The 12,659-nt window shown below is 41.3% G+C and carries 12 protein-coding genes; 11 read left to right on the top strand and 1 reads right to left on the bottom strand.

The annotated features are described in order from the left end of the window. Positions 1-3: 3 nt before the first annotated feature. The 11 genes from V7138_RS02730 to spoIID all read left to right on the top strand — a co-directional run bounded on the left by V7138_RS02730 (position 4) and on the right by spoIID (position 12,033). Positions 4-1,104 carry an NADH-quinone oxidoreductase subunit D gene (locus V7138_RS02730; protein ID WP_335394052.1) on the top strand — a complete coding sequence of 367 codons (1,101 nt, stop codon included), beginning with the start codon at positions 4-6 and terminating at the stop codon, positions 1,102-1,104. Continuing rightward, on the top strand, positions 1,104-2,105 hold the full coding sequence (gene nuoH, locus V7138_RS02725) for an NADH-quinone oxidoreductase subunit NuoH (RefSeq protein WP_335394049.1): 1,002 nt from the start codon (positions 1,104-1,106) through the stop codon (positions 2,103-2,105). Before V7138_RS02730 ends, nuoH begins: the two co-directional genes overlap by 1 nt. A 30-nt stretch (positions 2,106-2,135) precedes the next feature. Continuing rightward, positions 2,136-2,555 (top strand): NADH-quinone oxidoreductase subunit NuoI, encoded by a 420-nt coding sequence (gene nuoI / locus V7138_RS02720; protein WP_136380709.1) that lies wholly within the window; start codon positions 2,136-2,138, stop codon positions 2,553-2,555. Beyond that, positions 2,552-3,067 (top strand): NADH-quinone oxidoreductase subunit J, encoded by a 516-nt coding sequence (locus V7138_RS02715; protein WP_335394047.1) that lies wholly within the window; start codon positions 2,552-2,554, stop codon positions 3,065-3,067. Before nuoI ends, V7138_RS02715 begins: the two co-directional genes overlap by 4 nt. After that, positions 3,064-3,378 carry an NADH-quinone oxidoreductase subunit NuoK gene (nuoK, locus tag V7138_RS02710; protein WP_335394045.1) on the top strand — a complete coding sequence of 105 codons (315 nt, stop codon included), beginning with the start codon at positions 3,064-3,066 and terminating at the stop codon, positions 3,376-3,378. The genes V7138_RS02715 and nuoK overlap by 4 nt, the downstream gene beginning before the upstream one ends. Before the next feature lie 74 nt (positions 3,379-3,452). Beyond that, positions 3,453-5,321 (top strand): NADH-quinone oxidoreductase subunit L, encoded by a 1,869-nt coding sequence (nuoL, locus tag V7138_RS02705; RefSeq protein ID WP_335394043.1) that lies wholly within the window; start codon positions 3,453-3,455, stop codon positions 5,319-5,321. After that, positions 5,318-6,829 carry a complex I subunit 4 family protein gene (locus V7138_RS02700; protein ID WP_335394042.1) on the top strand — a complete coding sequence of 504 codons (1,512 nt, stop codon included), beginning with the start codon at positions 5,318-5,320 and terminating at the stop codon, positions 6,827-6,829. The genes nuoL and V7138_RS02700 overlap by 4 nt, the downstream gene beginning before the upstream one ends. A 4-nt stretch (positions 6,830-6,833) precedes the next feature. Continuing rightward, positions 6,834-8,345, top strand: a complete 1,512-nt coding sequence (gene nuoN / locus V7138_RS02695) for an NADH-quinone oxidoreductase subunit NuoN (RefSeq protein WP_335394041.1) — start codon at positions 6,834-6,836, stop codon at positions 8,343-8,345. Positions 8,346-8,554: 209 nt separating this feature from the next. After that, on the top strand, positions 8,555-8,791 hold the full coding sequence (locus V7138_RS02690) for a DUF1146 family protein (protein WP_335394039.1): 237 nt from the start codon (positions 8,555-8,557) through the stop codon (positions 8,789-8,791). A 710-nt stretch (positions 8,792-9,501) separates the two neighbouring features. Then, on the top strand, positions 9,502-10,800 hold the full coding sequence (gene murA / locus V7138_RS02685; protein ID WP_335394038.1) for a UDP-N-acetylglucosamine 1-carboxyvinyltransferase: 1,299 nt from the start codon (positions 9,502-9,504) through the stop codon (positions 10,798-10,800). 213 nt (positions 10,801-11,013) lie between these two features. Then, positions 11,014-12,033 (top strand): stage II sporulation protein D, encoded by a 1,020-nt coding sequence (gene spoIID, locus V7138_RS02680; protein WP_335394036.1) that lies wholly within the window; start codon positions 11,014-11,016, stop codon positions 12,031-12,033. 11 nt (positions 12,034-12,044) lie between these two features. Here the strand turns inward: spoIID and V7138_RS02675 are convergent, their stop codons facing one another. After that, on the bottom strand, positions 12,045-12,491 hold the full coding sequence (locus V7138_RS02675; protein WP_335394034.1) for a VanZ family protein: 447 nt from the start codon (positions 12,489-12,491) through the stop codon (positions 12,045-12,047). Positions 12,492-12,659: the final 168 nt, after the last annotated feature.

Here is a 12,659-nt window from a genome sequence, read left to right as displayed (position 1 = left end):
CATATGATTCGTACAGAAGAAATGCTCCTAAATGTAGGACCACAGCATCCAAGTACGCACGGGGTATTCCGTCTTGTTGTTAAAATTGACGGGGAAATCATCAAGGAAGCTACACCTGTAATTGGATATCTGCACCGTGGTACTGAAAAGCTTGCAGAGGATTTGCAATACACACAAATTATTCCGTACACAGACCGAATGGATTATTTATCGGCGATGACGAATAACTATGTGCTTTGTCACGCGGTTGAAACGATGATGAACATTGAGGTTCCTGAGCGGGCAGAGTATTTACGCATTTTAGCAATGGAATTGGGGCGGATTGCGAGCCACCTTGTATGGTGGGGAACGTATTTACTCGATATTGGTGCAACAACGCCATTTCTCTATGCGTTTAGAGAAAGAGAAATGATTATTAATCTATTAAATGAGCTTTCTGGGGCAAGGCTTACGTTTAACTATATGCGTGTTGGCGGGGTTAAATGGGATGCGCCTGAGGGCTGGATTGAAAAAGTAAAAGAATTTGTTCCTTATATGAGATCACAGCTTCCAGGATACCACCAGCTAGTTACAGGAAATGAAATTTTCCGTGACCGTGTCATTGGTGTTGGCAAGTACACGAAAGAGGATGCGCTTAATTATTCCTTGAGTGGCACGAACCTTCGTTGTACAGGAGTGAAATGGGATCTCCGAAAAGATGAGCCGTATTCGATTTATGACCGTTTTGATTTTGAAGTGCCAACAAGGGATGGCGGAGATGCATGGGCACGCTATCACTGTCGCATGGCAGAGATTGAGGAATCACTAAAAATTGTAGAACAGGCTGTAGAACAATTCCCTGAAGAAGGGCCAATTATGGCAAAGGTTCCGAAAATCATAAAAGCGCCGAAGGGTGAAGCGTATGTCCGGATTGAATCACCACGCGGAGAAATTGGTTGTTATATTTCAAGTGACGGAAAAAAGGAACCGTATCGTTTGAAATTTAGACGTCCGTCATTCTACAATCTCCAAATCCTTCCGAAGCTGTTAAAGGGTGAAAATATGGCAAACTTGATTGCAATTTTAGGTGCGATAGACATCGTCCTTGGGGAGGTTGATGGTTAATGATCGAAAACCTGCTACATTCACCTCCAAGTTGGTCGAATTTTGCTATTTTCTTTGTACTAACAACCGTCTTACTTTTTGTCATCTTAGGGTTCGTTACATACGCAATCCTTGCAGAGCGTAAGGTAATGGGATTCATGCAAGCACGTCAAGGGCCTAATCAGACTGGTGGGCGCTGGGGACTATTACAAACAGTGGCTGACGTTCTAAAGCTTCTTTTAAAAGAAGACGTGATTCCGAAAGCGGCAGACCGCCCATTATTTATTCTTGCACCTGCAATTGCATTTGCACCAGCCTTCATGGTTGTGGCAGTTCTTCCGTTTACGGATAGCTATAAATTTGCAGATATTGGGGTGGGCTTGCTCTACTACATTGCTGTATCTGGTCTTACAACAATCGGAATCGCGGCCGGTGGTTGGGCATCCAATAATAAATATGCCCTCATGGGAGGAATGCGTGCAGCTGCACAAATGATTTCCTATGAGATTCCACTTGTGATGTCAGTCATTGGAGTCATTTTATTATCAGGTAGCTTAAACCTAACAGATATTGTTGAAGCCCAGGATAAGGTTTGGTTTATCTTTGCTCAGCCGATTGCTTTTGTTGTCTTTTTTATCGCGTCTGTTGCAGAGCTCAACCGTGTACCATTCGACTTACCTGAGGCAGAGTCAGAGATTGTCGCTGGTTTCCATATTGAGTACTCAGGATTTAGATGGGCATTCTTTATGCTCGCGGAGTATGTGTATATGTTCGCGATGGCAGCATTAACGACTGTACTTTTCTTAGGCGGCTGGAAACCTGTTCTATTTTTAGACTTTATTCCAGGAGCTGTTTGGTTCTCCTTGAAATTTAGCTTGGTTATCTTTGTATTAATCTGGTTCCGCTCCACCTTCCCGCGTTTACGTGCGGACAGACTGATGGAATTCGGCTGGAAGGTACTACTTCCAATCGCACTAGCGAACATTTTCTTATCGGCTTTGATTAAAGAATTGTTTTTCTAGAGCAATTACCTAATAAAGGGGTGACAAAATATGTTTGGCTTGCTGAAAGGGATGAAATACACCCTTAATCAATTAACCTATAAAAAAGTCACATATGATTATCCGAATGAACCACTACCACTACCAGACCGCTTTCGTGGTATCCAAAAGTTTTATCCAGAAAAGTGTATTGTATGTAATCAATGTGCCAACATTTGTCCAACCGATTGTATCCAGTTAACCGGGAAAAAGCATCCTGATCCGACTAAAAAAGGGAAAATCATAGATACGTATGACATTAACTTTGAAATTTGTATTCTATGTGACCTGTGCACAGAGGTTTGTCCGACAGAAGCGATTGTCATGACGAACAACTTTGAACTGGCAGAATATAGTCGTGATGATTTGTTTAAAAACCTGGAGTGGTTAGATGAAAACGATACGAACGTGCGAAAGGAGAATAAAGTGTGACCGGGGAATTTCTAGCATTCATAGTCCTAGCAATTAGTGCAATGGGTGGCGGTATTTTAATGCTGAACCTCCAAAAGGTCATCCATATGGTTATCGCACTTGTCTTCACCTTCATTAGTATCGCAGGTTTGTACGTCATGCTTTATGCGGAATTCGTTGCAGCTGTGCAGGTCCTAATTTACTCTGGTGCCATTACAATTTTAATGCTGTTTGGAATCATGCTCACGAAGCATAATGACACAAGTGAGCCAAAGGTTAGTCGTGGTCGAACCGTTTTAGTAGTCGGAGGAATCCTTGCATTTGGTATTGCCGTCTACCTCGGTATTTATGATCTCGATTTTGGCCAGCAAGCAATGGACCTTCATGTAAACAATACAGAGAAAATTGGAGTAGAGCTTTTTGCAAAGTATGTCATTCCATTTGAATTAACATCGGTGGTGTTGCTTGTTGCCTTAATAGGGGCAATCATATTATCGAAAAAAGACAATGAAGAGGAGGCGAAAGAGGAATGAGTTCAGTTCCGTTAGCAGCCTACCTTATACTCGCGTTAATTTTATTCTGTATCGGTCTTTATGGCGCATTCACAAAAAAAAATACGGTGATTGTGTTGATCTCTGTTGAGTTGATGCTGAATGCAGTGAATATTAATTTTGTCGCCTTTAGTAAATACGGAATGGTTCCTGGGATAACAGGACAGGTTTTCTCACTGTTTACGATTGCAATTGCCGCAGCTGAATTTGCTGTCGGTCTAGCGATTTTGATGGCACTGTACCGAAATAAACGCACGGTTAATATTGATGAAATGAATTCCATGAAACATTAAAACCGGTAAAGGCGGTGGATTCAAGGCTTCCGCTGGCCTTTAGCGCGAAGATCGAAGAAGGGGATTGTGATACGATGATGGAAAACGCATGGGTCATACCGCTTTTCCCGCTTATCTCTTTTTTGTTCCTTCTTATATTCGGTAAACGAATGAAGGAGTCGAGTGCCTATATTGGGATTCTGCTTACGTTTGTCTCATTCGTCTACTCGGTGTTGGTACTCATCGCGAGACTTGGGAATCCAACATACAAATATGAGAGCACGTGGTTATCAATTGGGGATGTTCACTTAACAGCGGGGTTTGAAGTCAATCAATTAAATGCACTTATGTTAGTGGTAGTATCGCTTGTGGCACTTTTAGTACATATCTATTCAAAAGGGTATATGCATGGAGATGAGCGCTTTCCTGTATTTTATGCATACCTGGGGTTATTTACCTTCGCGATGCTGGGCTTGGTGATTTCACCAAACCTTTTGCAAACGTATATTTTCTGGGAGCTTGTTGGACTCGGTTCATTTCTCTTAATTGGATTCTACTTTTATAAGGAAGAAGCGAAAGCCGCCGCGAAAAAAGCGTTTATTATGACGCGTATCGGGGATGTTGGGCTATTAATCGGGATGATTCTATTATTCTGGCAAGTTAACAGCTTTGAATATGATGAAATTTTTAGCGCAGTTAGCTCAGGGGAAATTTCATCAACCATGATTACTCTGACCGCAATCTTAATTTTTGTGGGAGCCGTTGGTAAATCAGGCCAATTCCCGCTTCACACATGGTTGCCGGACGCAATGGAAGGTCCAACACCTGTTTCGGCTTTAATCCATGCAGCCACGATGGTTGCAGCAGGGGTATACTTAGTGGCTACAACTTTCCCATTATTTGCAGCAAGTCCTGTAGCAATGATGACAGTTGCGGTTGTGGGCGCAATTACAGCCATTTTTGCAGCATCGATTGGCCTTGCACAAAAGGACATAAAACGGGTTCTTGCCTACTCAACCGTGAGTCAGCTCGGTTACATGATGCTTGCATTGGGATCTGCTGGCTATGTGGCAGGGGTATTTCACTTAATGACACATGCTTTCTTTAAAGCATTACTGTTCTTAGCAGCAGGTAGTGTGATCCATGCCGTTCATACACAGAACATCGAGGAAATGGGCGGATTATGGAAAAAGCTACGCGTAACAGGTCCATTATTCTTAATTGGAACCTTGGCGATTAGCGGTGTTCCACTTTTCTCAGGATTTTTCAGTAAAGACGAAATCCTAGTTGCAACTTGGGTACAAGGAAATTATGTGTTGTTCTGGTTAGCGGTAATTGCAGCCTTCTTTACAGCATTTTATATGTTCCGTTTGTTCTTCATGGTCTTTACTGGGGAGTCAAGGGGAAGTCACACAAATGTAAAAGAGTCACCAAGTTGGATGACAATTCCGATGATGGTTCTAGGTGTCCTTGCCATTATTGCAGGTTATGTGAACACACCGTGGTTTGGATCCTTTTTAGGGGATTGGTTAACAGAAGGTACGAACCTGTATGGACCAGGTCATATTGAGGGACCAGGATGGATTGTCGGCGTTGCAACCTTTGCATCTCTAATTGGTATCTTGCTTGCGTATGCGATGTATCAAAGAAAATCGATTCCGAGAGACTTTTTCAGCTCGCGGGCACCGATTACGTACAGTATCGTCTCCAACAAATATTTTATTGATGAATTTTACAACATGACCATTGTCTATGTGACAAAGGTATTCAGCTTATTCTTACGATATATTGATGAATTTTTAGTAGGTGGCATTGTAAAAGGTGTGGCACAGGCGACACAAGGAATCGGAAAGCTTGGGGCTAAGTTACAAAATGGCCAGGTACAAATGTACACATCCGTTGCCTTTGTGGGATTAGCAATCCTACTTCTCGTTGTGGCACTGACAGGGGGGTACTTAAGATGAGTTCATTGATTCTTTCACTTTTAGTATTCTTCCCGATTTTAGGTATTGTCGTTCTCGCGTTTGTACCAAAAGATGACGAAAAAACAATCAAGCTTGTTGGCATTTTAGCAACGATCCCTTCACTTGTTCTTGCTTTATATGCATACGGGTTTTATACGGGTGGAGGAGACCTCGAAAAGCTAAAGGAAACCGCCTACTGGTTTGGTTTTTTACCGAAAGGAAATCCGTGGGAAGTTAACTATGAGATGGCACTCAACGGCCTAACCTTAGTGCTCGTCCTGTTAACAACGGTGATTTCAACACTCGCAGCCATTGCATCCGTTCATATTAAAAAGGAATGGAAAGGTTATTTCATGTTATTCCTTTTACTTGAACTTGGCATGCTTGGTGTGTTTACAGCAGGAAACTTGCTTTTATTCTTTGTCTTTTTTGAAATGACATTGATTTCAACATTCTTCCTGATTGGAAAATGGGGCTATTTCGAAAAAGAAAAGGCAGCGTTTAGCTTCTTAATTTATAACGGCCTTGGGTCTGCGATTTTATTGATAGTCATTATGATTATTTTCGCAAAGGCTGGAACAACCAATATTGCGGCATTAACCGCAATATTTGCAAGCCCGCCAGACAGTTTACCGATACCGGGGCAATTTTCTGAGGATTTACGTCTCGGATTATTGATTGCGATTATTATCGGATTTGGCATCAAATTGCCGATTTTTCCATTGCACACATGGATGCTTCGTGTTCACGTTCAAGCACCGCCATCAATTGTCATGATTCACTCGGGGATTCTTTTAAAAATTGGAGCCTACGGGATTATCCGATTCGGGATGGGATTCTTTCCGGATGAGTTCAGCACACTAGCACCGATTGTTGCTGTGCTTGGGGTTATCAACCTTTTATATGGAGCATTTTTAGCATTTGTCCAAAAGGACTTCAAAATGGTTCTTGCTTACTCGAGTATTTCCCACATGGGGATTGTGTTGATTGGACTTGGTGCGATGAATGAAGCAGGAGTACAAGGAGCGGTATTCCAGGTTGTATCACACGGTTTGATTTCGGCATTATTGTTCTTCTTAATTGGGGTCATGTATGAGCGTGCCGGAACATCGTATATTGACAAGCTGGGTGGACTAGCGAAGGTGATGCCACTAACGGCTGGCTTTTTGTTAGCAGCGGCAATGGCTTCACTTGGACTACCGGGAATGTCTGGATTTGTGAGTGAATTTATGGCCTTCCTTGGATTATTCAAGGAAATGCCAGTACTTGCTGCAATTGGGGCAATCGGCATCATTTTAACAGCTGTGTATTTATTACGTGCCGTATTAAATGTGACTTACGGAAAAGCAAATCATTCGTATGAGGGAGCATTTGATTTACGTCCAATTGAAATGGTTCCGGTACTTGTCTTACTTGCGTTTATCGTCTTAATTGGTGTTTATCCTAACGTGCTTACACAGCCACTTCAGGTTGCACTTGAAACAATCATGCTAGGGTTAGGAGGGTGAGCCGATGGATACAGAAACTTTGCTAAGCTTTGATTGGGGAGTTATGGCACCAGAATTTATCATCCTCGGTGTTGCAACCCTTCTATCATTACTTGATTTATTTATGGGGAAAGATAAGGACCGTCGCCCACTTGGTTGGATTGGCATTGCCGGAATCCTTGTGGCAATCGGGTTTACAGTTTCCTTAATTGGAACTGACGTCACGTCCATTTTGTACGATACATTCAGACTGGATTCCTTTGCGATAGCGTTTAAATTAATTTTATTAGTAGGAACTGGTCTCGTAATCTTGCTTGCAATGAGCTACGAACCGAAAGCTGGTATTGGTGAGTATCGTGGAGAGTTTTATTACTTACTCCTAGCGGCGCTTTTAGGTACGATGATTATGACCTCAAGTGGTGACCTGATTACACTGTTTGTCGGTTTGGAACTACTTTCGATTTCTTCCTATATTTTAGCTGGAATTCGAAAGCGCAATAAGCTTTCAAATGAATCAGCAATGAAATATGTGATTAACGGAACAGTTTCAACCGCGATCTTTTTATTCGGTGTCAGTTATGTGTATGGATTAACTGGAACCTCGAATTTAAAAGAAATCTTTAGAGCGTTCGGGAATCTACAGGATCCACAGCATATTTATCTTGTCGCCCTTGCGCTGTTTATGATTGTAGTCGGTCTATCCTTTAAAATTGCGGCAGCTCCATTTCATATGTGGGCACCAGATGTATATCAAGGAGCACCAACACCTGTTACAGCCTTTTTAAGTGTTGTTTCAAAGACAGCGGGCTTTGTGATTCTTTTGAGAATTGTGGTAACAGCGTTCATCCAGGTACCATCTGGAACTGAAGAAACACCATATTTAGTGTACCATCTACAGGATCTGTTAGCGATTATCGCGGGTGCCACAATGATTATTGGAAACACCATTGCACTCAGACAACGAAATGTAAAGCGGATGATGGCATATTCAAGTATTGCCCACGCTGGATATTTATTAGTAGCATTTGTCGTTTTCTCCTATTTTATGATGGATGCAATTTGGTTCTATTTAGTGGCATATCTCTTCATGAGCCTTGGATTTTTTGCCATACTTCAGGTCGTTTCGCAAAAATCGGACTCAGAGGACATTAGTCAGTTTGCAGGACTGTATAAGCGTTCACCTGTACTAGCTGTTGCACTTGCTGTATTTATTCTTTCGTTAGCGGGAATTCCAGGAACAGCTGGTTTCATTGGAAAATTGGAGATTTTCATTGGGACATTTGTGACAAGTCCGTCGCACTATGTGTTGGCATCGATTATGATTGCGACAACCGTAGTATCGTATTTCTATTACTTCGGAATCCTTACACAAATGTTCTTTAGACCGGCAGAAGACGACAGTCAAATAAAACTACCTTTAGGTGTGCTCATTGTCGTAATCATTGCTGTAGTCGGAACGATAGGATTCGGAATTTTTCCAGGTGTCGCCTTCGAATTCATTCAACAATTCGAAAGCTTTGCAGACTTTTTCAATTAAGTTTCCGGTCATTTTCAAACAAATAGGGGTATTTACAAAGGGAGAGGTATGGGGATGCCTCTTTCTTTTTTGATGCTTGTTTTTAGCGGACTTTTGTCATAATAGATGGTAAAATGGAGTGGTGTGATTTAGGCCGACACGAAGTGGGACATAAAGGCGTTGCCAAATGTAGTGGCGTACATAGTCTTTGATTCCAAAGGAGTGGTTTTATGTTAGCGGGTTTTGGACAACAAGCACTTATTAGTATTATTTCGCATTTGATTTTTATTGCTGTGACATGGTGGGCCCTGCAAAGTATTCGATATGAGCATTTGGTGAAGCCGAATCATGTTTTCCAGGTGCGCGTCCTTTTAGTTCTAGTGACAATTGCAATTGGATCCACGGTCAGCAATTTCTTTTTAGATTATCTCCTCTGGTCACAACAATTACCAAGTATTCTTGACTAAAAACGCTTTATACAAAAAAGTTTGTGAAAAAGCCGCTTAAGTAAGCAGTGGCATATGTTCTCCACTACTTTCCACGTATTCTAAGTGATGTTCTGGTAAAAATGTAAGTAAGGAGAGGAATTCAACTAAAAACATTCCTTAGTATGCCATTGCATCGGAAAAATACATTGGATATTACTGGAATGACCTAATTGAGATGTGTGGGATATACTGCTATATCCTCTTACTTTCTCAGGATAATTTAATCAAGAAAGAAAATTGTCGAATAAGGAAGACAAACCCTCAAAAACAAGAAGTTCTTTACGTATAATTTGTACTATGTGAACTATGTATTGTTTGCACTCAAAAATATTCCTTCAAATATTCAAATATTTGTCGACAATTATTGCGAAATTCCCACAAATTTCACTTGTGCCCATGCATGCTACAGTGATATGATGTAAATTGGTTTTGTGTAAAATTTGTACATCAAAACAGCTGTTTCAGAGCTGTTTTATCCAAATTTTATCAATCGATGTACGAAATGCATCCACACCCAAATAGAGACATTTGCCCGGTAGCTTGCATATACTACATCAGTGCGAATGAAATTTTCCACTAAAAGTAAAGAATCTGTAAAGATTGGGTTCTATAAACAACAGTCAAGATGGAACACCAATTGTTAAGAATGAATATGAATATATAGAAAATGGGACGCGGAGGGGAATACCTTGGAAAAAATCATCGTCCGCGGCGGTCATAGGTTAAACGGCACAGTCAAAGTAGAAGGCGCAAAAAACGCTGTTTTGCCAGTAATCGCTGCATCCTTATTAGCAAGTAATGGTAGAAGTGTTATAAATGAAGTACCCACGCTCTCAGATGTGTATACGATTAATGAGGTATTGCGCCATTTAAACGCAGAGGTTACATTTGCTAACAATCAAATCGTTGTCGATGCATCAAGAGAGCTAAAAACGGAAGCACCTTTTGAATATGTTCGAAAAATGCGCGCATCTGTGCTTGTTATGGGGTCTTTGCTTGCCCGTAATGGTCACGCAAGAGTTGCTCTTCCTGGCGGGTGTGCAATTGGCTCAAGACCAATTGATCAGCACTTAAAAGGATTTGAAGCAATGGGTGCGGTTGTAAAAGTTGGTAATGGATATATTGATGCCGAAGTCAATGGAAGACTTCGCGGTGCAAAAGTATACATGGATTTCCCAAGCGTAGGAGCTACTGAAAACATCATGATGGCTGCTACACTTGCTGATGGAGTTTCCATCATTGAAAACTGTGCGAAGGAGCCAGAAATTGTCGACCTTGCCAACTTCCTAAATACGATGGGAGCAAAGGTAAGAGGCGCAGGGACTGGAACCATTCGTATTGAAGGTGTTAAAGAATTGAATGGCGCAACACATAATATTATCCCTGATCGCATTGAAGCAGGTACATTTATGGTGGCCGCTGCAATAACAGGTGGTAATGTCCTTGTTAAAGGTGCAGTACCAGAACACCTTAGTTCACTAGTTGCAAAAATGGAAGAAATGGGCGTTACCATCATTGAAGAACAAGATGGTTTACGAGTCATTGGCCCTGAAAAACTAAAGGCTGTTGATATTAAAACAATGCCTCACCCTGGTTTTCCTACAGATATGCAATCACAAATGATGGCATTATTACTTCGTGCGCAAGGCACAAGTATGATCACAGAAACTGTATTTGAAAATCGCTTCATGCATGTTGAAGAATTCCGACGCATGAATGGTGACATTAAAATTGAAGGCCGTTCTGTTATTATCAACGGAGAATCCCAGCTTCAAGGAGCTGAAGTAGCCGCAACTGATTTACGCGCTGCCGCTGCACTTATTTTATCCGGATTGGTTGCAGAGGGCTACACACGTGTAACAGAACTAAAGCACTTAGACCGTGGTTATGTGAACTTCCACCAAAAGCTTGCGGCATTAGGTGCTGACATCGAACGTATTAAAGAAGAAACAGAAAGCCTCGTAGCAGAAGTGAAAGTGAACTTTTGACTAACCACAAAAAGCTAGGGACATTACCCATACAAGGTAATATCTCTAGCTTTTTTATTTTTATACATACAAAGTTCATCCTTTTTTAAAAGTGAAAATCAGAATGTCCTTTTTTAATTTTTTTTGAGTCATAAATGCTTGTCCATCACCATAAATATTGATATATAGGTGCATGAACGATATGCATTAATTTTGATGTGGAGGCTTGCATTCATGAAACAGATTAAACCAATCATTGTACTAGTTTCTGTCCTTTTTGTCTTGATTTTATTGATTCCATCTATGCTCGTCATTCCGTTCTCCGGAAAGGATTCGGTTAAGCTGGCAGAAGAACGACAATCAAATCCAGAACCGCCTCAAATCGCCTCAGGCCCGACTGTAGAGGTAGCTGTCCACCGCGTCAGTGCACAAAAAATTGAAAATGTGCCACTTGAGGACTATGTGGTAGGTGTGCTAGCTCAAGAAATGCCTGCGAAGTTTGAAATGGAGGCATTAAAGGCACAGGCGTTGGCTGCAAGAACGTATGTCGTTCGCCATATGTTAAGTGACCAAAAAATAGGTGTTCCAGATGGAGCGGATGTATCAGATACGACAAACCATCAAGTGTACAAGAGCATTGAGGAATTGAAAGCGGAATGGAAAGGTGATTACGACTGGAAAATCAAAAAAATTACGCAAGCCGTTAGAGAAACACAGGGTCAAATCTTAACCTATAACGGAGCACCGATTGATGCCCAATTTTTCTCCACAAGTAATGGCTACACGGAAAATTCCGAGGATTACTATTCAAATGAGTACCCCTATTTAAAAAGTGTTGAAAGTCCGTGGGATGTAAAATCAGAGAAATTTTACGACCAAGTTCAAATTCCAGTTGCTGATTTTGAACAAAAGCTTGGGATAAAACTCGGGAATGGGAAAGATGTCGGAAACGTAACAGCGAGAACAAAGTCAAAACGTGTTGCATCGGTTGAGGTTGGTGGAAAAAGTTTTACCGGCAGAGAGGTACGTGAAAAGTTAGGTTTACGATCCACTGATTTTTCTTGGGAGCGTAAAGGCAATAACATCGTCATTCAAACAAAGGGCTACGGTCACGGAGTTGGTATGAGTCAGTATGGGGCGGACGGAATGGCGAAAGAAGGAAAGAACTACAAGGAAATTGTGGCTCATTACTACCAGGGTGTAGAAGTTTCATCGACAGAGAACTTTTTAAATAAATTAACAGTGAAAAAATAATGGCAGAGGGATTAGTTCCCATCTGCCTTTTTGTTGTTTAAACCCTCTACCCTTTGAAGGAATTTTTTGAATCTCGGTAGCTTTTCTCCAAAATAACTTACTTTTACGATTGAAAAAAGCACGAGCACGCCGATTGTGTCTTTGATGAGGTCAATAACGGTCGCGGACCGGTATGGGACAAAGTATTGATGAAGCTCATCTGAGAAGCCGTAGGCGATAGAGAGAACCGCAGCCAGTATGCTTACTTTCGGGGTGAATTTCCCTTGTACAAGGAAAAACAATACCCACAAACCGTAGAGAATCCCGAATTCGATTAAATGGAGGGATTCTTTAAAAGCCTGGTCCCACGAAAAGGGAGTATCCACGATTGCGTCGGATGGAAGGCTGGATAAAATGAAAATAAAGATCATATATAAAAATGGCGCAATTAATAGTAGAAATCGTAAAAAAGCTTTCATGATCATTCTCCTTTTTGAAAATGTACTTACATAGTATAGCATTCATTGGACAAAGTGCGGGACCAAATTTAGGTTAGAAGCGGGGAAGAGGATTTTAGTGAGATGATCGTAGTCCGTTTTTCGTGAAGTATGAATAAATCCGCTTCATAGGGTTTATGAAGACGGGAA

Source organism: Bacillus sp. JJ1533 (assembly GCF_036965045.1).
Taxonomy (GTDB): domain Bacteria; phylum Bacillota; class Bacilli; order Bacillales; family Bacillaceae_L; genus Ferdinandcohnia.
The sequence above is the reverse complement of the archived record's forward strand: the minus strand, read 5'-3'. Positions and strand labels throughout refer to the sequence as shown.